The sequence below is a fragment of the Thermanaeromonas toyohensis ToBE genome (assembly GCF_900176005.1).
Taxonomy (GTDB): Bacteria; Bacillota; DSM-521; order Neomoorellales; family Neomoorellaceae; genus Thermanaeromonas; species Thermanaeromonas toyohensis.
Genome location: NZ_LT838272.1, coordinates 79,606 through 100,750, shown reverse-complemented (window position 1 = coordinate 100,750; position 21,145 = coordinate 79,606). Strand labels below are relative to the sequence as shown.

Genomic DNA, 21,145 nt, shown 5'->3' with positions numbered 1-21,145 from the left:
TTCCCATAACTTTTACTTGCTGGCCGGTGCTGCCCCAGCCCCACTAGCCTTTAAGAATTCCCTTCCCACAGATACTTACGTGTTTCCTCCACCAGCACCCGGTTTAGCGCAAGTAAAGCGATGAGGTTAGGAATAGCCATTAGTGCATTGGCAATATCGGCAAAGGACCATACTACCTTTAAGGTTACTACACATCCCACGAACACCATTATAACCCAGAGCCAGCGGTAAGGATAGATGGCTTTAGTACCGAAAAGGTATTCCACTGCTTTCTCACAATAATAGGACCAACCCAGGATGGTGGAATAAACAAAAGTAAGCAAGCCCACGCTTAAAGTAAGAGGACCTATAATACCTAAGGTGTTAAAGGCCTGTTTGGTAAGAGCGGCACCTGCCAGGCCCGTAGTCCAGCTTCCCGTATTAACCAAGACCAGCCCTGTCAGGGCGCAAACTACCACTGTATCCCAAAAAGTCCCAGTGCTAGAAACAAGGGCCTGCCGGACTGGGTTGGTGGTCTGAGCGGCTGCGGCTACAATAGGAGCACTACCCAAGCCCGATTCGTTACAAAACAATCCCCGCGCCACGCCATACCGCATGGCAGCCATAACTGTAGCCCCGGCAAAACCGCCCACAGCTGCCTGCCCGGTAAAGGCACTTTTTACTATAAGAGCGATGGTGGCCGGTATAGCCTGGTAATTGGCGAGCAATATAGCCAGGCAGCCCAAGATGTAGAATACTGCCACAAAAGGTACCAAAAGCTCACAGACCCGGGCTATTGATTTAATCCCGCCGATGATGACCAGGGCAGTTAAAAAAGACAGGATTAACCCTGTTATCCATCCTGGTATAGCAAAAGTCGTCTTTAACATTTCAGCTATGGAATTGGCCTGTACTGAACACCCTATGCCAAACCCTGCTATGGCAGTAAAGAGGGCAAAAAGGATGCCTAGCCAGCGCATCTTCAAGCCCCGCTCCAGCACATACATGGGGCCACCAGCCATTTCCCCTCGCTCATTAGTAATACGATATTTAACAGCTAAGAGCGCCTCTCCATATTTGGTAGCTATGCCAAACACCCCGGTTATCCAAAGCCAGAAGACAGCCCCTGGCCCACCGGCTGCTACTGCTGTGGCCACACCTACAATATTGCCAGTACCGATGGTAGCCGCCAGAGCAGTAGTCAAAGCGCCAAAGTGGCTTATATCCCCTTCACCTTCTCTGGTACGCGTAAAAGAGAGTTTAATAGCCTTGCCCAAATATCGTTGGATCCCTAAGCGAAAAGTCAAAAACAGGTGAGTGCCGACGAGTAAAACGAGCATCGGGGGACCCCATACAAAGTCGCTTACCTTCCCCAAAAATGCCTCTAACGCTTGCACGCCTTCTCCTCCCCTTTTGCTAAGATTGGAACTTTTGGCTTCCGCCCCAGATTTTTCTGTCATAAAAAATTTTATGCAAAATATATGCCAGCCTCTTAAAAGTAGCTTTCACCAAGGTAGCTAAGGGAAATCCGGCAAGGCAGCCCAGGGTTATGGGAGAAGTGTCGGAAAGAAAAATTGCCAGTGGCAAGATTTTTTTATACATTCTTTTTCTCTGGAAGCCCCCCTCTTCCCAGCCTATGCTTCAGTTCTTACCTGGCACAAATAATGCATAGGTTAAGGACTAGAGGACAGGTTACAATTTTTTGCTCCGGGGTAGGAAAATCAAAGTTCAACGAAGAAAACTAAAATTAAAAAGGGGGGGTGAAAAAGGGTGAACCGCTTCCGCTTCCGGATACGGTTTGAAGACCGCGTAGGCATGGTGCGAGATGTAGCCGAAGTAGTATCAGGTCACGGAGCCAATATCCTCTCCTTAGAAGTAAAGCCGGGTGAAATGCACATCCAGGTTGACCAGGTTTCCCCCACAGTGCTAGAGAATATGTTAAAAAGGGTACAAACTATAGCGAATGTTCTAGAAGTAACTCCCGTGGAGTGGCTTCCCCACGAACTGGCCCAGCAGCGGCTGCGGGCCATCCTCGACACGGTAGAAGAAGGCATACTAGTGGTAGATGCAAGGGGCACGGTGAGCCTTTGCAACCGCAAGGCAGCTGAGATACTGGGGTTGGGCCATTCCTTGATAGGCAATTCTCTAAAGCACCTGGGCTTTCCCCGGGAAATATTAACTTCCCTGGGTGTAGGGCGCCTAAGCCAGCAGGAAATCCTCCTTTCCACTCCTTATGGCCGCCTGCGCTGCCTGGTCAAGAGCCAGCCCTTGGTAGACGAAGAGGGCAAACCTGCCGGGGCCATGATCACTTTTGAAAAAATGTCCCAAGTTAGGCGCCTGGTCCAGTCCCTCACTCAGCCAGTAATGATAACCTTTGAGGAAATAATCTACGCCAGCCAAAAGATGGCGGAAGTGGTTGCCTTAGCTAAAACGGTAGCTAAAAGCGATTCGACCATCCTTATCCGCGGGGAAAGCGGTACGGGCAAGGAGCTTTTCGCCCGGGCTATCCACATGGCCAGCCCCCGCCGGGATAACCCTTTTGTAGTGGTAAACTGCGCGGCTATCCCAGATACTTTATTAGAGAGCGAGCTCTTCGGCTACGCCAACGGCACCTTTACCGGCGCTTTAAAGGGCGGCCGCCAGGGGCTTTTTGAGTTTGCCCATCAGGGGACCATTTTCCTGGATGAGATAGCCGAGATACCTCCCTATGTACAAGCCAAGCTTTTGCGCGTCCTCCAGGAGGGATGTGTGCGCCGGCTGGGCGAAATGCTGGAAAACAAAGTAGATGTGCGGGTTATCGCCGCTACTAACCGCAACTTAGAAGAAATGGTGGCTGAAGGTAGTTTCCGAGAAGATCTTTTCTACCGCTTAAACGTAATACCTCTATATCTTCCTCCCTTAAGGGAGCGGAAAGAAGATATTCCTGCCCTTGCCTGGCATTTTATCCAAAAATTTAACCAGCGCCTGGGCAAAAACGTCCGGAGCCTCTCCGAGGCTGCTTTAAGGCGACTTTACGATTACGACTGGCCGGGCAATGTGCGGGAATTAGAAAATGTGATTGAGCGGGCAATGAATTTGGCCCAGGGGGAAAGAATAGAACCCGAGAATATTATACTACCGGAAAAAAATTTGGCCTCCAAAAGCCCTAGCGGGTTAAAAAGGGCCATGGAGGAGATAGAAAGGCAGGCTGTCATCGAAGCTTTAAACCAAGGGGGTAGCGTTCGCAAGGCGGCTAAAATCCTAGGTGTGTCCCACACCACCATAATAAACAAGATGCGGCGTTACCGCATCTCTGGCAAGACTAGCGGCCAGTGGAAATAAAATTTGCCACCTTCCCAGCGATCTTAGAAAGATCTAGCAATGTCATCACTGATCGTGACCTCAAGAATTGGTAGTGCTTCCCGATTATCTCCAAGAAAGATTTAGTAAGGTGTAAATTGTGGCACCAAATTTGCTAATAGCCCAAAAGTGAAAGACTTCTAAATTAAAGTTTTGGGCTAAAACGCATTATTTCCGGGAAGGTGGTAAAGGTATGATCATAGGCTTACCGCGGGAGATTAAACCCCAGGAGCACCGCGTGGGACTAACTCCGGCCGGGGTGGATGCCCTGGTAAGGGCAGGCCATCAAGTAATAGTGGAAAGGGGTGCAGGCGAAGGAAGCGGATTTAGCGATAAGGATTACCACCAGGCAGGAGCCCAGATACTTACGGAGGCCAGCCAGGTCTGGGCTGAGGCCGATATGATAGTGAAGGTAAAGGAACCCCTGCCAGTAGAATATAATTATTTTAAGCCGGGGTTGGTGCTCTTCACTTACCTCCATCTGGCCGCTGAACCTGAACTTACTAAAGTTTTAGCCGAAAAGCAGGTAACCGCTATAGCCTATGAGACAGTAGAGCTCCCCAACGGCTCCCTTCCTCTCCTTACGCCCATGAGCGAAGTAGCTGGGCGTATGAGCATCCAAGTAGGAGCTAGCTTCCTAGAGAAACCTCGCCAGGGCAAGGGCATCCTCCTGGGAGGTGTGGCTGGAGTACCACCAGCCCATGTGGTCATCTTAGGCGGCGGTACTGTTGGCACCAGCGCCTTAAAGCGAGCCGTAGGCATGGGAGCCAGGGTAACGGTGATAGATAAAAACTTGGACCGTCTACGTTATTTAGATGATGTGTTCCATGGCCAGATCGAGACTCTGGCTTCTAATCATTTAAATATCGCCACCGCTGTACAGAGCGCCGACCTGGTGATAGGTGCTGTCCTCATTCCTGGAGCCCGGGCCCCCCGTCTCGTTACAGAAGAGATGGTCCGTTCCATGGAACCAGGCAGCGTAATAGTTGATGTAGCAGTGGACCAGGGAGGATGTGTAGAGACTATCGATCATCCCACCACGCACGAGGATCCTATTTACATCAAACACGGGGTAGTCCATTACGCCGTAGCCAATATGCCTGGAGCTGTTCCGCGCACCTCTACCCTGGCCTTAACTCACGCTACCCTCCCCTACGTACTAGCCCTGGCCAATAAAGGCTGGATACAGGCGGTAAAGGAAGATCCGGCCCTAGCCAAAGGTGTAAACGTGGTCCTGGGGAGGATCACCAACCCTGGAGTAGCTGAGGCTCACGGGCTTGCCTACTATAAGCTAGAAGAGGTGCTAAAGGAGCTGGAAACCTAAAGGTATCTTCTCGAAGCACTCCGGCTTGCGCCTCGCCTGTCCTAGTTCGGTTAGAAGGGGCGGGAAAAGCAAAATGGCTCTAAACCATACCCCAGCCCGAATTGGCTCTAACAAGTGGGAAATAGATACCCCAGCAGTGGTGGTGGATCTAACTAAGCTAGAACGTAACATCCAAGATATGGCCACCTTTGCTGCTCAAGTCGGGGTATCCTTGCGTCCTCACGTCAAAGCCCATAAGATGTTGTCCATCGCCCGGCGCCAGCTTAAGGCTGGGGCTTGCGGCCTGGCTGTAGCAAAGCTTAGCGAAGCTGAAGTTATGTTAGAGAGCGGCTGCCAAGATATATTGGTAGCCAACCAAGTAGTAACTCCAGAGAAAATACAAAAACTCTTACATTTAAGCGAAAAGGTTAAGCTAGCTTGCGCTATAGATAATGCGGATAATGCTGCTTTTCTCTCCCAAGTAGCTCATTCTCGAGGTAAGAAAATTCCAGTGCTTATAGAGGTAGATACAGGCCTACAGAGATGTGGTGTTTTACCAGGTCAACCTGTAATAGATTTGGCTAAAACCGTGGCCAGCCTCCCAGGTTTAGAACTAGAAGGCCTCATGACCCACGCTGGCCATGCTTATGCCGCCCGAAACTTAGAGGAAGTAGCTCGTATCGGACAAGAAGAAGGTGAAATCTTAAGTGAAGCAGCGGAAAGACTCCGGCGCTGGGGGTTGCCTTGCCAGGTGGTTAGTGTAGGTTCCACGCCCACAGCCCGGTATGCAGGAAAGGTACCTGGGGTTACAGAAATCAGGCCAGGAAATTATGTATTTTATGATGCCGTGCAGGTGGCCCTGGGAGTAGCGGAGGAAGAACAGTGCGCCTTAACGGTGATAGCCACGGTGATAAGTCGACCGGCTCGGGATCGCGCAGTTATAGATGCAGGAAGCAAGGTGCTGGCCCTGGATCGAGGTGCCCACGGAACAGCAGCCGTCCAGGGCTTCGGCCTTATAAAGGGACGCGCGGGTTACGTCTTGGAACGTCTCTCCGAAGAACACGGGATAATCTCCTTGCCCCCGAATGCAAACTTACGCTTAGGGGAAAAATTAGAGATCATTCCTAACCATGCCTGCCCGGTAGTCAACTTATGCGACACCGTAGTTGTAGTACGAGAGAATAAAGTAGTAGACCTTTGGTCAGTAGAAGCCCGCGGTAAGAGCAGGTAGATAGATGCTTTAGGAGGCAGCCCATGCTGGTTAAAGCACAAGGCGGAAAAAAATAAGCAAAAGGAGCCCTGGAATACCTAAGAATCCGGCAATAAGGATTGTTAACCAGTTTAGGGGAATGGTAAAGCTGAAATAGCCCCCTATAAAGTTAAAAACCCATAGTAAAAGCAACCCAAAAAGCGAATTTACTGCTATTTTAAAGGCCAATTTTAACGGTTTAAGAAGAAGACCCCCAATAAGATAGAGCAGAAATCCTAAGAAAAGTAAGGCCAAGATAAGCTGTATTATGTCAGCAGCCATCCTTAGCCACTCCTTGTCCATTTCTGTTGGAGTTCCTTCCATAGATACATATACTTGCGTTCCGCTGCCTGGAGACGATAGATAACCTGGTCTACCAGATCCGGCTCGCTCACCTCAGCAAAGAGGCTTTGAGCTGCTAACCATTCCTCCCGGGCCTCCTTAAGGGCGGCAACCAGGTCTTCCACTTCCGCAACCCTAGCCTTAAGGGGCACAGACATAAAAGCCACCTCCCTGGCATACCTCTGGAAATAGCTTATGCAAGAGGTGGCCATTTCTTGCCTTTTTACTCCATTTCCCGCCGGCCGCTTAAAGCCCGGGCTAAGGTGACTTCATCAGCGTACTCCAAATCGCCCCCTACCGGAAGACCGTAGGCCAATCGGGTTACCTTAAGGCCTAAAGGCTTAAGAATTTTGGCCAGGTACAGGGCAGTAGCCTCTCCCTCTACATCAGCGTTGGTGGCTAAGATCACTTCTTGCACAGTTTTATCTTCTAAGCGTTTAAGGAGTTCCTTAATGCGTAGTTTTTCTGGGCCAATCCCCTCCGCAGGAGAAAGGGCTCCATGAAGCACGTGATAACGTCCACGGAACTGGCGCGTCTTTTCTAAGGCCACCAGATCCCGCACTTCCTCCACCACACAGATTACGGAAGGATCCCGGCTTTCGTCTCTACAGAGCTGACAAGGATCTTCTTGCGTAAGGTGGCCACAAATAGAACAGTAGCGAATTTTTTCCCTAGCCTCCAAAATAGCTGTAGCTAGGGCCCTGACCTCTTCTAAAGGGCTATGCAAAATATGAAAAGCCAGGCGTTGGGCTGTTTTGGGGCCCACACCCGGCAACTTATTTAACTCCTGGATGAGCCTAGCTACCGGCTCGGTATAGTAAAGCAAGGGCATCACTCCCTGGAGGAATAAACCCTAAACTTATAAAAGTTAACGAGGTTAAAATAAGCCCGGTAGCTTAAGTTGGCCGGTTATTTTAGCCATTTCACTGGCCATCATTTCCTGGGAGCGACGTAGAGCTTCATTAACCGCCGCCACTATAAGATCCTGCAGCATTTCTACATCCTCTGGGTCTATAGCCTCAGGACTTATATGGAGGCTTACAATCTCCTGCTTCCCGTTTACTATTACCCGCACAGCCCCGCCACCTGAGGTGGCCTCCACTGTGCGCTGGGCCAGCTCTTCTTGAATCTTGGCCAGCTGGCTCTGCATCTTTTGTACCTGCTTCATGACTTTGCCCATATTGCCCATACCCATAATTCCCACTCCTAATCTTTAATTTCAACTTTATCCTGGCCGAAGTAATCGATGAGTTTCTTAAGGGTAGCATCCGGAATCTTCGCCTCTTTCGGCTCTTCCTGGCCCGCCCCGTCCACCATAACTATCTCCAAGGGTTGACCTAAGACCTGCTGCAGGATCTCCTGCACTGCCTGACGGTGAGCAGGCTGTTCTAGCATACTGCGGTGAAACGCAGCATGGAAAGAAAGAATAAGGCGGGAGCCTTCCAGGGCAAGAGGCTTACCTCCTTTTAAGTAAGCCTGCAAATGTATGCTCCTTTGGCGAGCTGCTTGCAAAATTTGAGGCCAAAGCCGTCTTACTTCCTCTATGGTAAGATATTGCTGCCCTTCCTGCTTCGCCGTCTCAGAAGTTACTGCGGTTTCGGACCCGCTCCTTGAGAGCCCTGTCTCTAAAGAAGCATCCCTTTTTTTGCCCTCCCGCGGCGTCCGAAGCTCTACTCTCGTCTCCCCTGTCGGAGTTACGGAGAAGCTACCAGAAACCGCTGTCCAGGCTGAGGCAGGACTGGTCTGGGGAGCTTCAATCCCCTTGGAGGAACTAACAGCTTTAGAAGATATAGTTGAAGTAAGTTCCCGGGTAGCTAATAATTTCTCCAACCGTTCTAAGCGTTCCTCCAACTTTTCTATTCGGGATGCCAGTTCTTCGCTTCCTTCGGGAACTTTTTCCATGATCACCCCCAAGAGGGCCATCTCTAGGGATATTCGGGGCTGGAAACTATATCTTAATTCTCCTGTAGCACTTTGAAGTTTTTCTATAACCCGGAAAAGCCGCTTAGCCTCCAAGGTATTATCCAATTCCTGAATTAAGCCAATTGTCTCCTCGGGTAAATTAACTAATTCTTTTAGGTTAGGATCTAACTTTAATAAGAGAAGATTACGACACCAGTCTAAAAGCTCCTCCAGCAGCCGCCGCGGTTCTATCCCCTCCCGCAAAACCTGATCTACCACGTGCAGTATCTTGCTCCCATCTTCCCTAAGAAGGGCCTTGATCAACTCTTTAAGAGCATCCTCTCGGGGTACACCGAGGAGGGTAGCTACTTGTTCAGCAGTAATCCGCCCCTGGGTAGAAGATAAGATCTGATCCAGCAGGCTTAAGGCATCTCGTAGGCCACCACCTGCTTTCCGCGCAAGCAACTGTAAAGCTTGAAGCTCTATTTCTACATTGCTAGCTTGGACAACCTCTTGTAGCCTCTTAAGGATGATATCTACCTTTAAAGCCTGAAAGTCGAAACGCTGGCACCGAGAAATAATAGTAGGCAGAACTTTGCGCGGCTCAGTAGTGGCTAAGATAAAGATAACGTGGGGTGGTGGCTCCTCTAAAGTTTTTAGGAGGGCATTGAAGGCCTCGGTAGTGAGCATATGAACTTCATCAATTATGTAAATCTTATATTTACCCTCTACAGGGCCCAGTTGGACCCCTTCCTTAAGCTGCCGGATCTCATCTATACCTCGGTTGGAGGCAGCGTCGATCTCTAGTACATCTAAGGATAACCCCTCAGTTATCCGGCGGCAATTGAGGCAAGAATTACATGGTTCACCGTCCTGGGGCTGTCTGCAATTCGCAGCCTTGGCCAAAATTTTAGCCGTGCTGGTTTTTCCCGTACCCCGGGGGCCGCAAAACAAGTAAGCATGTACTAACCGGCCTGTCCGCACAGCATTACGCAAGGTATAGGTAATATGCTCCTGGCCCACTACTTCTTGGAAGGTCTGGGGTCGCCACTGTCGATATAGGGCTAGATATTGGGACATACTTCTGCCCACCGCCCTAGATACAGAAAAAGGGCTCCACTCGCCCGTCGGAAGCCCTTATCCTATGTTATAGGAGATAGACCGTGCACCCACTGTTGAACCTGACCTCCGGGCGTTACCGGTGCCGGTAACTCCAGCCAGGCTCTCCTGCGGCACCCGAGATGGCTCACTTACCGCTGCTTCCTTCCGGACCTGACGGGGTTCATGAGTTCTCGCCGCGCAGGACCCGGCTCTCCTCATCCCTAACACCGGGCAGGCCCCACAGGCAAGGCCCGCCAGTGGGAATTCAACCCCGCTATAGCGGATTGCGGGTTACAGGGCACCGCTACCTCCCCATCTAGCACGGTCCATCTGGCAAGATATATAAAAAATGGCGGAGAGAGCGGGATTCGAACCCGCGAGACAGGCTTTCCACCCGTCTACTCGCTTTCCAGGCGAGTGCCTTCAGCCAGCTCAGCCATCTCTCCGCGCTGGTAGCTGCCCTCATCAGAGAATTTCATATGGAATTGGCGGAGAGAGTGGGATTCGAACCCACGAGGCGACCCTTTAGCCGCCTACTCGATTTCGAGTCGAGCGCCTTTATCCACTCGGCCATCTCTCCGTGACCCAATCCCTCTCCGCAATTCCTGGAAAAACCCCTGCAGGAGCAAGCGGCATTCTTCTTCCCGCACCCCGGCTATTACCTCTACCCTGTGGTTAAGGCCAGGGTGCTCCACTACATGAAATACAGAATCTACTGCTCCTCCCCGCACATCTGGAGCACCATACACTAGACGTTTCACTCTCGCCTGGACTAAAGCCCCTGCACACATAGGGCACGGCTCTAACGTCACATATACTGTAACCCCGTCTAGGCGCCACGTGTTTAGTTTTCTCGCCGCTTGGCGGAGAACTAGAATTTCAGCATGGGCAGTCGGATCTTGTTCTGTTTCGCGCCGGTTATGGGCACAAGCCAGAACCTCTCCATCCTCCTGCACCACTACAGCTCCCACGGGAACTTCTCCTAGCTCTAGGGCTTTATGCGCCTCTACCAACGCCAGCCCCATGTAAAAATGGTGATCGAGCACGGGCCTCCGTAAGCTAAAGTTTATGAACCTCCGCCAAGCTATATTCTATACAAGCTATACTCTATATAACAAACATCATCCTCTAATATGGTCTATAAGCGTTTGCCTATAAATTGTGACACGATATACTAATGGTGCGCCCGGGGGGACTCGAACCCCCGGCTCGCGGTTTAGGAAACCGCTGCTCTATCCTTCTGAGCTACGGACGCACTCCTAAAGTCATTAAAAAATGGCGCGCCCGGGAGGACTCGAACCTCCAACCTCCTGGTTCGTAGCCAGTTACTCTATCCTCTTGAGCTACGGGCGCTCGCCATGGCCTCTATCTTTCAGCTGGCAGGTATAATTGTAACAAATAGAGAGGCAACCGTCAAGGAAAAGGAGACGAAAAGCATCCCTCGAGGGATGCTTTCCATTTTATGGCGGAGAGAGCGGGATTCGAACCCGCGGTACAGGCTTTGAGGCCTGTACAATCGCTTAGCAGGCGACCGCCTTCGACCTACTCGGCCATCTCTCCACGCCTTCCCTGGCGGAGGGAGTGGGATTTGAACCCACGGTGCCCTGGACGGGCATCACCGGATTTCAAGTCCGGCTCCTTAAGCCGCTCGGACACCCCTCCGCGCCATTGCAAGTTCAGTATAACATATAACTTTTCTACTGTCAACGAAACCATGGGAGAGCCTTCCTTGGGTCCTGTGTGTCGCGGTTTTCTCTTTTACCATTAGAGGTTCTTTTTTAGAGGGGAGAAACGTTATTTTCAAGGCAGAGCTAAAGTTGGCCCTGTAGGACACTTTTTAAACAGGTTTAAATTAAGTCCCCTCCAAAGTAAGTATCCTCCGAACGTAATAGGCTTTCTTTTATAATGCGGTAGATTAACCGCTACCAATGATAGGGTTCGCCCCGCTGGATTTTACAAGCCCTGTATAGTTGTTCTAGGAGAAGTAGACGCATAAGTTGATGGGGAAAAGTAAAACGAGAAAAAGATAATTTAAAGTGGGCGCGGGCTAAAACTTCGGGGCTTAAACCTAAGGTGCCACCTATGAGGAAAGCTATCTGGTTATAACCTCGAAGGACTAGCTCTCCCAGCCACTTAGCTAGCTCTTCTGAGGAAAACATCTGCCCCTCCCTATCTAGGGCTACCACATAGGCAGTAGAGGGCAAAAGATTAAGGAGAGAACGCCCCTCTATAGCTAAAATCCGCTCCACCTGACCAGGCGAGGGATGACGGGGTATCTTCTCCTCAGTCCCCTCCCGTATTTCTAACTTTAAATACGGCCTTAGGCGTCGGGAATACTCCTCGATACCGGCAATAATGAACTTTTCCCGGATTTTACCAACGGCCACAATATATACTTCCACCGTTTTACCCCTTAAATTTGGCAGAGATTTTTTATTTTCTCCGCCCCTAAAGCTTAAACTTTACTTTATATTTTATATTCCTTCTATACGTTTACATCTTTCTATACGTTTACATCTTTTTACTATACATTTTAACCAATTTTTAGGGGGTCAACCTTAAGGGTTAATCCCGGGGTAGCTCACCTAAGGTTACGGTTACTGTTATTTCTCCCTTGGGCCTGCGATATAGGGTAAGGGTTACCTCTTCCCCAGGTTTTTTTCTCCCTAGGGCGCGCTCTAGATCGCCGTAGGTTAGAACTTGCTCGCCATCTATTTTGGTAATAATATCCTCTACTCGCACACCAGCCTTGGAGGCTGGGCTATGGGGAAGGACCCCTCCTATAAATAACCCTGCAGGTATATTATACCATCCAGCCATCTCAGGCGTAATCTCTTTTAGGTTATACACGCCCAGGAACGGCCGGCTGACGTAGCCCTGGTGGATAAGCTGTTCAAGGATAGGCCGGGCATCATTAATGGGTATAGCAAACCCCATCCCTTCTACGCCGGTGGTAGCGATTTTTACACTGTTAATACCTATTACTTCTCCTCGCATATTAACCAAGGCTCCTCCGCTATTACCCGGATTAATAGGCGCATCTGTCTGTAGAACCCGGAGGGTAATTTGTCTTCCATCTTGGCTCCCAACCGTGATTTCCCGGTTTAAGGCACTTATAACCCCTACCGTAACAGAGCGAGCAAACTCCCGACCCAACGGGTTGCCTATAGCCACTACCGTTTCTCCAACTTGTAGCCCAGAAGAATCTCCTAACCGGGCAGTAGGAAGACCACCGGCCTTGACCCGCAAAACAGCCAGGTCGCTCCGCACATCCCTGCCTACTACTTCAGCCGGCAACACTTGGTCGCGGTCTAGGCTCACGGTTATCCGGCCAGCACCAGCGATAACATGGTTATTGGTGACGATGTATCCGTTAGAGCCATCGAAAATAATCCCCGAACCCTGTCTCACAGAACCCCGGTCTAGGAAATCATGGCCTACCAGAGCAGTGATACCGACCACTGCTGGTCCCACCTGCTTAGCTACAGCCACTACTGGCGAGGGCTCGCCAGCCAAGTGCGGGGGTTGGGCTAGAGGTAAGGGAGGTGGGGTTACACTAGGGGGTAAGGGTTTAGCATACAAGCGAGGGCCTACTAAAACCCCTAGGAGGCCTCCACCTAAAGCGCTAAAAAATAGAAGTAAGGATAGGGCTAGCCATCGCCGTATTTCTGCATACTTCCCCTTCCGGCCTTGTTCGAAAATAGTACCCATTATATAATCCCTCCTCTCTTCCTTAAGGATTGCCGGAAGGGCTCTTATTTATCCTTACCCCTGATAAGAAAGCCCATCTAAAATAAAAAGGCCTCCCTTTCTCCCACAGGGAGGCTAACACAGAAAGGCTAAAGTTTACCCTGTATAAGGAAACTAAAACCAGGCCCCACCACGTTACGTGTTACACACTCGTAACCTGGCGGGGCTAATTACAGTGACCGCCCTCACAATGGGCCACTGGCCTTAGCATGTACTTCTTCCTTAGCACCGCCCTCACCCCTTCCCCACTCTATTCTTTTTTCATTTTACCCGTGGTTACGGGAAAGGCCTCTAGGGCTCGCCTCCCGTAACCTCCGTGTACCCCACAGGGGTATCTGGTTATATAATAGCAAATGCGTATGAAAAAGGGGTGAAGGATTTATGGAGAAAGTGTGAAGGAGGGCAATAATTCCTCAACCCGCATCCCAGCCACTAAGTAAAGGGCTTCCTCCAGGGAACGCCCAGATCCAAGAAGCTTAAGAATCTCCCTTATCCCCTCCCAGCCGATCTTCTCCAGTAACCGGCCTACCATAATCATGGATTGGCGATAAGCTAGGGTTTGATCAGGAAGACGGTCAAAGCTTTTGTCCATCTCTTCTAAGGAATACCATGCCAGGATCTCCTCCGGTTCCGGGCCGGGAAGCTCATACCCTGTAATTTGCTTTTCTACTTGTTGGGCAATACCCTCTGTCAGCCAGCGGGGATAATTCCCTTTGGCCAGCCTATCCACTAAGAGATGGGCTAATTCGTGGACTACCGGCCCCTGAGTCTTAAAGGCTATCTCGAATTCCTCTGCCGGTTGTACCCAATCCCGGGGGGACACAATCCGAATAACCCCTGCCCAGTATACTCCCATAGCTTCCTCGTTGTTCGCCCACCCAAAGGGCTGAGCTAGGCTCTGCCGATCTGGATAGATTAATATTAAAGTTTTCCCAGAATCCTGAAAACCTAAAAGGGTGGTAGTAGGATAATATTGTTCCTCCGCAGCATCCAAAACTAAATCCACTATACCAACGTCCGGTGCTAGGTATTTAGCCCGAAAATGCTGGCTTTCACTGACCAGCCACCCACGCGTCTGCCACTCGGTATAGTAACGAGCTAAAGTATTTAATGGTTTGTAAGTTAAAATAGGTAAAGCGCCATAAAGCCGCGGGAAGCCCCAGGTAGCAAGTATTAATACGGCCACGCAGATAGTACCCACAGCTATCCGCTCGAGGTAAACCAACTCTCCTCACCCCAACTCTTCCTCCAGGTTCCTCCCCGATTATACTATAGCCCGGCCAGGCCCTTCACTGTAAATAGAAGGAAAAAGTAAGCCAATAAAATTCCTTTACTGTAAATAAAAAGAAAAAGCCTGGGCTTCTTAGGCTACCCAGGCCGATAAAATACTTTTTTATTAAGGTACAATACCTATAACATCATACCCAGCTTGCCTCACTGCTTTCTTTAGTTCTTCGACAGTAACCTGGCCCGGATTATAAGTCACCGCTGCTTCGCCAGCCGCCAGATCCACCGCGACCTCTTTTACTCCTCCTAACTTCTGTAGGGCCGCCTCCACACTTCTTTTACAGTGCTCACAGGTCATCCCTTCTATCTTCAACGTTATCTGCCGGATGACCGAACGGATGGCCGAACTACAGCAGCCCATAAGTTTCCCCCTTTCGCTCCTTCGGCATACCGTTTATATACCCTCCAGGGGTATACCTAAAGAAATTATACTCGCCCCCCACTTCAAAGTCAAGGGACGGGTTCCCTGGGTTATCCCCAGTTTTCACTGACGAAAGCCTAGCCGGGGCTTGGAAGTATGAAAGCTTTTATTTCAGGAACATCTCGGCTAGGTACTTTTGGGCGGCCATGGCGGCAGCCGCCCCGTCGCCAACAGCCGTAGCTACTTGCCGGAAAGCCTTGGCCCGGACATCCCCGGCGGCAAAAACTCCTGGAGCCGAAGTGGCCAAATCCTCCCGGGTAACGATGTATCCGTTCTCGTCTAAGGTTACCGCATCTCCCAAAAACTCGGTATTGGGTTTTAAGCCTATAAAGATAAAAATGCCATCAAAGGGTTCTTCTCGTACAGCCCCCGAAACCACATCTTTAAGCCGCAAGGCTTCTACTTTATTCTCCCCTAGGATGGCTTCTACTACTGTATTCCAATAGAAGTTTATCTTAGGATTCTCTTGGGCCCTCTTTTGCAGTACCTGTATAGCCCGTAGCTTATCCCGTCGGTGGATAATGGTGACCTGATCGGCAAAACGAGTAAGGAAGAGGGCTTCTTCTACAGCGGAATCTCCACCTCCTACCACAGCTACCTTTTTACCCCGGAAAAAGGCTCCATCACAAGTAGCACAATAGGATACCCCCCGTCCCCGTAAGGTTTCTTCACCCGGTACCTGCAAAGGCCGGGGGCTAGACCCCGTGGCTATGATAACAGCGCGACCAGTATATTCTGTTTCACCTGTCCAAACCCGTTTTAGTTCTCCTGTAAAGTCTACCTTTTCTACTGTTCCCATCTCCAGACGGGCTCCATGTCGCTCTGCTTGTTCAGCAAATTTAAACGCCAGGTCCAGCCCGCTGATACCTTCTGGAAAACCAGGGTAATTTTCTATCCTATCCGTCTGCCCGGCCTGCCCTCCTGGTGCTCCCCTCTCTATTATAAGGGTATTAAGGCCGCCTCTTGCGCCGTATAAACCAGCGGTGAGGCCAGCCGGACCACCCCCAATAATTATGAGGTCATAGCTCATGATAATCTTCCTCCTTTGAAGGCAATATTTCTTGGCCTATTTTTTACATATGTAGCTGACCTTGATTGCCAGGGAGATTCCCGCCTTCTACCCATCTTTCTTGCTTTCATGCACTGTTTATGCTATCCATTAGTTGAACTGGATCAATTATACGCTATAGTTTGAGAAAGCACAAGGAGATTAAGGAAAAGCACAGAAGGTTGGGGAGTATAAGGAGGCATAATCGAAAACCCGGTCTTGTAAGACCGGGTCCGTAGTTGCCAGTACATTTGGGCAGGAAAACCCTTAAGGATTTAGAAGACGAGCTAGTACGCTAACGTAAGTAGTTAAGCGGGTTTCGGGGTTCACCGTTTATTATAACCTCAAAGTGGAGGTGAGGCCCTGTAGCCCTTCCCGAGGCTCCCACATAGCCAATAACTTCTCCGCGGGAAACCTCCTGGCCTACTTCTACATTATAACCTGAAAGATGGGAATACCGGGTAACTAAACCTCCACCGTGATCTATCAGTACTGTACGCCCGTAACCGCCATCATAACCTACATAAATTACCCTACCTGCTTCTGCCGCTCCCACTGGAGAACCATAGGAGGCTCCTATATCTATTCCAGTATGAAATTCTCGCCCGCGATACCCGAAGCCTGAGGTGATGTATCCATAGATAGGCCACGCTAACCGTCCAGAACCTCCCCCACGGGAGGCTAGGGCAACCCGTACTCGAGTACCCCTTTCTACAACGCGGGGCACAGGTTCTTTTATTACTTCACTGCTTATTGTTTCTTTCTGTATAACTTGGCCGTTTTCAGCCACCAACCGGTAAGTAACTTTCTTTTGTCCTTCCTCTCCTTCCTGTTTTACCCTTTCCTCCCCCCGCCACAGCTCAGGATTGGAGCGGGTTTCTGTCCCATAGGGTATATTTTCTACCACCTCTTGGCGGTAGATGGCTACTACATGGACCAAAGGGCTCGCAGTACGTACCTTAAGTACCTGGCCGATATCCAGGCGTTCGCCTTGGACCTGGGGATTATCCGACCTTAGCTGCTCAACTGTTAAACCGTATTTCTGGGCAATACTCCATAAGGAGTCCCCTTCTTGCACTGTGTACTCCCTTGTTTCTGCTCCTCCTAAAAGCTTAGCCACGGCTTGTTTGAAGGGCAACACTTCCTCTGGGAAGGCTAATCGCTGGACTAGGGTAACATGTTCCTTAAACTTAATCTCTTCTACCTGACCTTCCCCAGGAGTATAAGCCTTTTTGAGCTCTTCTAAGACCTTCTGCGCTGTTTCGTTATCCTTTACCAGGGCTATGGGCATATCATTAATCCTTATTTCAGTAGCTAAAACGCGAAAGGCAACTTTTTGAGCTAAAATCTCTTCTAATTCTGTTTCAGTATTTATTCTCTCCCGACCCACCCGCACAGGAACATATTCTACTTGAGACGCGAGCTCAACCCCTTGGTAGCCAGCAGATTCAAGGGCCTCCTTAACCTTTTCTAGGGCTTTCCCAGCTTCCTCTTGGCTAGCGACTATGCCTATCCTTTCCCCGGCCAGGATAACCGCCCAAGCATTCGGAGCCGTAAAGTAACGCCAGACTCCTAAGGTTAATAGTATACTAGTAATAACTAACACACCTTTAAAAAATATAAACCGCCCTTGCGGTTGCCGCCACCAGGCTCCTACCCCCCTTAGTTTAGGGAGGAAACCATGGATAAAATAACCAGCCGTCCTGGGTAGTCCTTGCCACCAGGCTAAAAACCCCCTATACAATACCTGAAGCCCGTCCCTTCTTAGGCCGTGCGGTGGCATGCCACACCTCCTTCGAAGATACCATTTTCATCCTTCGTGGTGCCGTAATTTACGGCATGAGAAGCTCCTTTACTTTTATTGAGCTAACAAAAACCGTTCCCAAAATTAAATTATTCGACTTAATGCTGGCTAGATCCTGCTTGTAAGGGAAAATTTATCCTGGTTCTCGCCAAAACATAAAGGGCTGCTTCCAGACGGGCTTGCTGGATAGCACAGGCCACAGGATCGGGTTCCCTTAAAGAGTTATTAGCAGCTATTGCAGCAGCATGGCAGCCACCACTACAATAAAAGCGGGCCCAACAGCGAAGGCAACGGGGTTTATTATATACATGGGCTTGGCGGAATTCTTCCTGAAGTTCTTCCCTTTGAATACCTGTTTCTACATGACCCAGACGAAAATGTTCCTGGCCTACCAACTGGTGGCAAGGGTAAAGATCCCCTTCCGGACTAACAGCTAAATAGGAAACTCCAGCACCGCAGCCATGTAACCTTTTCGTTAAGCAAGGACCTCCATTAAGGTCTAGATTAAAATGGAAAAATTCAAAGGGATGGCCCCTAGAACGGGCCTCGAAGTAGAAAGAAGCTAGCCTTTGGTATTCCTTCTTGATAGCGCTCACATCTTCCGTCCGCAAGCTATAGGGCACCCCAGGGGAGGCCACCACTGGTTCCAGGGAAATAAATTGAAAGCCGAGGGCTACCAGATAGGCCACATCGTTGGTGAAATCTAGGTTATCCCGGGTATAGGTACCCCTTATCCAATAATCTCTGTAACCCCGACTTTTTAGGAAATCCTTTATCCTGGGAAGGACAATATGATAGGTACCCCCACCACGGTATGTTCGACGATACCGATCATTGGTTTCCGGCCGGCCGTCGAGGCTTAAAATTACACTTATCCCCTCGCGGTTTAAAAAGTCACCCATCTCTTTATCCAAGGCCAAGCCGTTGGTGGTAAGGGTAAACCGTATCTCTTTGCCTAATGCATGGGCTCTAGAACGGCCATAAAACACTAGTTCCCTTACCACCGGGAAATTTAAAAGGGGTTCGCCCCCGAAAAAATCCACTTCCACCCGCTTGCGCGGTCCCGAAGCAGTTAAGAGAAAATCTATGGCCGCCTTACCAATGCTTAGTGGCATTAAGTTACGCTTCCCCCCAAAGGATCCTCCTCCAGCAAAGCAATACCGGCAGCGCATATTACAATCATGGGATACATGGAGGCATAATCCCTGGAGAAGGGGTTCAGGGGGATGATACCAGCCCGCCACTCTATCCTGGGTAAAAAGGGTACCCTCTTCCTGACAACGGGCTAGCTCCTCCAATACCTCGCTAACCGGGCGAGGTCCAAATATTTTAGTTGCCTGGGGTAGCGAAGGGATACCCTCGCTACCAGCAGCTACTTCCTTAAGCTCCCCTAAAACCTCTTTAGCTACATCATCCAAAATGTGCAGGGCTCCACTATTAACATCCAAAAGAAGGTGGAGCCCATTGCAGGTAAATAGATGGATATCTGCCTGCCAGTCTATACCTTCAAGCTGAGGTATTCTATAGCCCATGCAACAACTAAATGGTTACCCCGGATAGGTTTTTGACTGAATAAAAGAATTTACTGCTGTTTTTCCCTTTCGCAAGGCTGGTGGCTTACGGTTATAGAGGTCTTGCAGGCCGACTGGCAGGAAACGTGACAATTACCACAGCCACCCTTAGCTAGGGTGTCCTGGAGTCGGGGTTGTACTATTGTTAGGATATGCATATTCTTTTACCACCTCAGCACTCTTAAAGTACATTTCCTAGGGTAACCGTTAGCGTTAACGCTTAGAGAACTGGGGTGCCTTGCGGGCTTTCTTTAGCCCATACTTGCGCCGTTCCTTCATCCGCGGATCCCGGGTGAGGAAACCGGCCTGCCGTAAGATGGGGCGCAAGGATTCATCAGCTTGGAGGAGGGCCCGAGCTATACCCAAGCGAACAGCCCCTGCTTGCCCGGTTATACCCCCTCCTTCTACTTTGGCTAAGACATCGAAACGATCCAAGGTGTTGGTGATTTCCAACGGTTTACGTATCATATCAGCCAGTATCTGCTGGCCAAAGTATTCTGCAGGCGGTTTGTCATTGATTAAGATCCGCCCTTGGCCTGGTATAAGACGAACCCTAGCCACTGCCGTCTTCCGCCGGCCGGTACCATAAAATTGCACCTGCGCCAACCCCTCCCCTCCTTTCGCTTAAAAATAGTCTTCTTCCTGATTAACCCTTTACGTTTCCCCTACATCTTTACTAGAAGGTTATACCCATCACACCTTACTTGCCTTTATTCTATTAACAACTTAGCTCGCTTTTATTTGTCCGTATTTTTATTGCCCCTTATTTACCTTATCTAATTTACCCTTCTAAAGGCCATATTTCTGGTTTCTGGGCCTCGTGGGGATGGGTGCTTCCTCTATATACCCGGAGTTTTTTAAAAATCTTCCTCCCCAGGCGGTTATGGGGGAGCATTCCCCATATAGCTTTCTCAATAGCCCGTTCAGGATGGGTTTTGAGCAGGGTAGCGTAATTTATGCGTTTAAGCCCCCCAGGGTAGCCTGAATGGGTGATGTACTCTTTCTTAAGAAGTTTTTTGCCCGTGAGCCTCACCTTTTCCGCATTAATCACTATTACATGATCACCAGTATCTACATGGGGGGTAAAGATGGGCTTATGTTTTCCTCGCAGGATAGAAGCAGCAGTAGCCGCAACCCTGCCCAGGGTCTTACCTGCTGCATCTATAATGTACCATTTCCGCTTAATCTCTTGAGGTTTGGCCATGTAGGTAGTCATTTTCTCCCTCCTTCCTTTACCCCAGGCTGGGAATTTCCCTTTAGCAACCCAGCTTAATTTTACGGGAAGGCTAAGGCCAAAGTCAACTTAATTTAGTAATCTACCCGCATAAGACAAAGGCCGTGGGCCGGAGCTGTTGGTCCAGCTAAAGAACGTTTGCGGCTGGCTAGGATGATTCCCATGTCTTCAGGCTGGCGGCGCCCCAGGCCTATTTCTACTAAGGTACCTACTATAATGCGGACCATATGATAGAGGAAGCCATCGGCAGTAATATCAAAATGGATAAAAGGACCCTCCTTTAACCAGCATACATCCTTAATTTCCCTTTCAAAACTCTTAACGGGACGGCCGGCTGCGGCAAAGGAACGAAAATCATGCCGCCCTTTAAGGTAGAGGGCCGCCCTTTCCATGGCTTGAAGGTCTAGAGGATGGCGAACGTGCCAGGCGAACCTGCGCTGGAAAACGTCGGGAAAAATTCCATTATCTATAGTATAGCGATAGGTTTTGCTTTTAGCTGAAAAACGGGCATGGAAATCCGGCCCTACTTCAACCGCCTCCAAAGCTATAATATCTTCCGGTAATACACTATTGAGGGCCCAGGGCCAACGATCTACAGGTATGCGGCTATGGGTGGCAAAACTTATAACCTGACCCCGGGCGTGAACGCCAGCGTCTGTTCGTCCCGCGGCCACCACCCGGATCCTTTCTCCTGTTAAAGAGGCCAGGGCTTCCTCCACCTTGCCCTGGATGGTAGGGCCATGGGTACCCGGTTGTACTTGCCATCCAGCGTAGGCTGTCCCCTCATAGGCCAAGGTGATCTTTAGGTAGCGCAC

Annotated in this window: 21 protein-coding genes, 6 tRNA genes and 1 other RNA gene; 3 read left to right on the top strand and 25 right to left on the bottom strand. The window is 49.9% G+C overall.

From position 1 onward, the window contains the following. Positions 1-50: 50 nt before the first annotated feature. Complete coding sequence (locus B9A14_RS00605) at positions 51-1,376, bottom strand: alanine/glycine:cation symporter family protein (protein WP_231967860.1); 1,326 nt, start codon at positions 1,374-1,376, stop codon at positions 51-53. Positions 1,377-1,749: 373 nt separating this feature from the next. Between B9A14_RS00605 and B9A14_RS00595 the strand changes: the two genes are divergently transcribed. The 3 genes from B9A14_RS00595 (at position 1,750) to B9A14_RS00585 (ending at position 5,852) form a co-directional block, all read left to right on the top strand. Next, positions 1,750-3,300 (top strand): sigma 54-interacting transcriptional regulator, encoded by a 1,551-nt coding sequence (locus tag B9A14_RS00595; protein WP_231967859.1) that lies wholly within the window; start codon positions 1,750-1,752, stop codon positions 3,298-3,300. A gap of 211 nt (positions 3,301-3,511) precedes the next feature. Continuing rightward, on the top strand, positions 3,512-4,642 hold the full coding sequence (ald, locus tag B9A14_RS00590; RefSeq protein WP_084663021.1) for an alanine dehydrogenase: 1,131 nt from the start codon (positions 3,512-3,514) through the stop codon (positions 4,640-4,642). Between the two features lie 73 nt (positions 4,643-4,715). Further along, positions 4,716-5,852, top strand: coding sequence for an alanine racemase (locus B9A14_RS00585; RefSeq protein ID WP_084663020.1), 1,137 nt, complete (start codon positions 4,716-4,718; stop codon positions 5,850-5,852). A 30-nt stretch (positions 5,853-5,882) separates the two neighbouring features. Here B9A14_RS00585 and B9A14_RS00580 read toward each other — a convergent pair whose 3' ends face one another. From B9A14_RS00580 to truA, 24 genes are all read right to left on the bottom strand, one after another. Continuing rightward, complete coding sequence (locus B9A14_RS00580; protein ID WP_231967858.1) at positions 5,883-6,173, bottom strand: pro-sigmaK processing inhibitor BofA family protein; 291 nt, start codon at positions 6,171-6,173, stop codon at positions 5,883-5,885. Further along, on the bottom strand, positions 6,155-6,370 hold the full coding sequence (locus B9A14_RS00575; protein ID WP_157109716.1) for a YaaL family protein: 216 nt from the start codon (positions 6,368-6,370) through the stop codon (positions 6,155-6,157). The genes B9A14_RS00580 and B9A14_RS00575 overlap by 19 nt, the downstream gene beginning before the upstream one ends. A 65-nt stretch (positions 6,371-6,435) precedes the next feature. Beyond that, positions 6,436-7,038, bottom strand: coding sequence for a recombination mediator RecR (gene recR / locus B9A14_RS00570; RefSeq protein WP_172838998.1), 603 nt, complete (start codon positions 7,036-7,038; stop codon positions 6,436-6,438). Between the two features lie 51 nt (positions 7,039-7,089). Continuing rightward, a complete protein-coding gene (locus tag B9A14_RS00565) occupies positions 7,090-7,407 on the bottom strand; it encodes a YbaB/EbfC family nucleoid-associated protein (RefSeq protein WP_157109715.1) in 318 nt (105 codons plus the stop codon). Between the two features lie 11 nt (positions 7,408-7,418). After that, complete coding sequence (dnaX, locus tag B9A14_RS00560; RefSeq protein ID WP_084663016.1) at positions 7,419-9,194, bottom strand: DNA polymerase III subunit gamma/tau; 1,776 nt, start codon at positions 9,192-9,194, stop codon at positions 7,419-7,421. A gap of 81 nt (positions 9,195-9,275) precedes the next feature. Then, positions 9,276-9,540, bottom strand: an RNA gene (gene ffs, locus B9A14_RS00555) — signal recognition particle sRNA large type. Positions 9,541-9,565: 25 nt separating this feature from the next. Further along, positions 9,566-9,661, bottom strand: a tRNA-Ser gene (locus B9A14_RS00550). 40 nt (positions 9,662-9,701) lie between these two features. Continuing rightward, positions 9,702-9,795 (bottom strand) — tRNA-Ser (locus B9A14_RS00545). Then, positions 9,749-10,261: a tRNA adenosine(34) deaminase TadA gene (gene tadA, locus B9A14_RS00540; protein ID WP_084666973.1), complete on the bottom strand. Its 513-nt coding sequence runs from the start codon at positions 10,259-10,261 to the stop codon at positions 9,749-9,751. The genes B9A14_RS00545 and tadA overlap by 47 nt, the downstream gene beginning before the upstream one ends. A 132-nt stretch (positions 10,262-10,393) precedes the next feature. Further along, positions 10,394-10,470 (bottom strand) — tRNA-Arg (locus B9A14_RS00535). A 21-nt stretch (positions 10,471-10,491) separates the two neighbouring features. Then, a tRNA-Arg gene (locus B9A14_RS00530) sits at positions 10,492-10,568 on the bottom strand. Between the two features lie 110 nt (positions 10,569-10,678). Beyond that, positions 10,679-10,775: transfer RNA gene (locus B9A14_RS00525), tRNA-Ser, on the bottom strand. Positions 10,776-10,785: 10 nt separating this feature from the next. Continuing rightward, positions 10,786-10,877: transfer RNA gene (locus B9A14_RS00520), tRNA-Ser, on the bottom strand. 260 nt (positions 10,878-11,137) lie between these two features. Next, complete coding sequence (gene rlmH, locus B9A14_RS00515) at positions 11,138-11,617, bottom strand: 23S rRNA (pseudouridine(1915)-N(3))-methyltransferase RlmH (protein WP_084663015.1); 480 nt, start codon at positions 11,615-11,617, stop codon at positions 11,138-11,140. Between the two features lie 163 nt (positions 11,618-11,780). Then, positions 11,781-12,926, bottom strand: coding sequence for a S1C family serine protease (locus tag B9A14_RS00510; protein ID WP_084663014.1), 1,146 nt, complete (start codon positions 12,924-12,926; stop codon positions 11,781-11,783). A 418-nt stretch (positions 12,927-13,344) separates the two neighbouring features. Continuing rightward, positions 13,345-14,190 (bottom strand): peptidase MA family metallohydrolase, encoded by an 846-nt coding sequence (locus tag B9A14_RS00505; RefSeq protein ID WP_084663013.1) that lies wholly within the window; start codon positions 14,188-14,190, stop codon positions 13,345-13,347. 171 nt (positions 14,191-14,361) lie between these two features. Continuing rightward, a complete protein-coding gene (locus B9A14_RS00500; RefSeq protein ID WP_084663012.1) occupies positions 14,362-14,613 on the bottom strand; it encodes a heavy-metal-associated domain-containing protein in 252 nt (83 codons plus the stop codon). A 166-nt stretch (positions 14,614-14,779) separates the two neighbouring features. Continuing rightward, positions 14,780-15,703, bottom strand: a complete 924-nt coding sequence (gene trxB / locus B9A14_RS00495) for a thioredoxin-disulfide reductase (RefSeq protein ID WP_084663011.1) — start codon at positions 15,701-15,703, stop codon at positions 14,780-14,782. Positions 15,704-16,016: 313 nt separating this feature from the next. Then, positions 16,017-17,504 carry a M23 family metallopeptidase gene (locus B9A14_RS00490; protein WP_084663010.1) on the bottom strand — a complete coding sequence of 496 codons (1,488 nt, stop codon included), beginning with the start codon at positions 17,502-17,504 and terminating at the stop codon, positions 16,017-16,019. A 119-nt stretch (positions 17,505-17,623) separates the two neighbouring features. Continuing rightward, positions 17,624-19,057 (bottom strand): thioether cross-link-forming SCIFF peptide maturase, encoded by a 1,434-nt coding sequence (gene scfB, locus B9A14_RS00485; protein WP_084663009.1) that lies wholly within the window; start codon positions 19,055-19,057, stop codon positions 17,624-17,626. A 50-nt stretch (positions 19,058-19,107) separates the two neighbouring features. After that, positions 19,108-19,254: a six-cysteine ranthipeptide SCIFF gene (gene scfA, locus B9A14_RS00480; protein ID WP_084663008.1), complete on the bottom strand. Its 147-nt coding sequence runs from the start codon at positions 19,252-19,254 to the stop codon at positions 19,108-19,110. Positions 19,255-19,309: 55 nt separating this feature from the next. Continuing rightward, positions 19,310-19,702, bottom strand: a complete 393-nt coding sequence (gene rpsI, locus B9A14_RS00475) for a 30S ribosomal protein S9 (RefSeq protein WP_084663007.1) — start codon at positions 19,700-19,702, stop codon at positions 19,310-19,312. Between the two features lie 175 nt (positions 19,703-19,877). Next, positions 19,878-20,312 (bottom strand): 50S ribosomal protein L13, encoded by a 435-nt coding sequence (rplM, locus tag B9A14_RS00470; protein ID WP_084663006.1) that lies wholly within the window; start codon positions 20,310-20,312, stop codon positions 19,878-19,880. A 92-nt stretch (positions 20,313-20,404) separates the two neighbouring features. Next, on the bottom strand, positions 20,405-21,145 hold the full coding sequence (truA, locus tag B9A14_RS00465; RefSeq protein WP_084663005.1) for a tRNA pseudouridine(38-40) synthase TruA: 741 nt from the start codon (positions 21,143-21,145) through the stop codon (positions 20,405-20,407).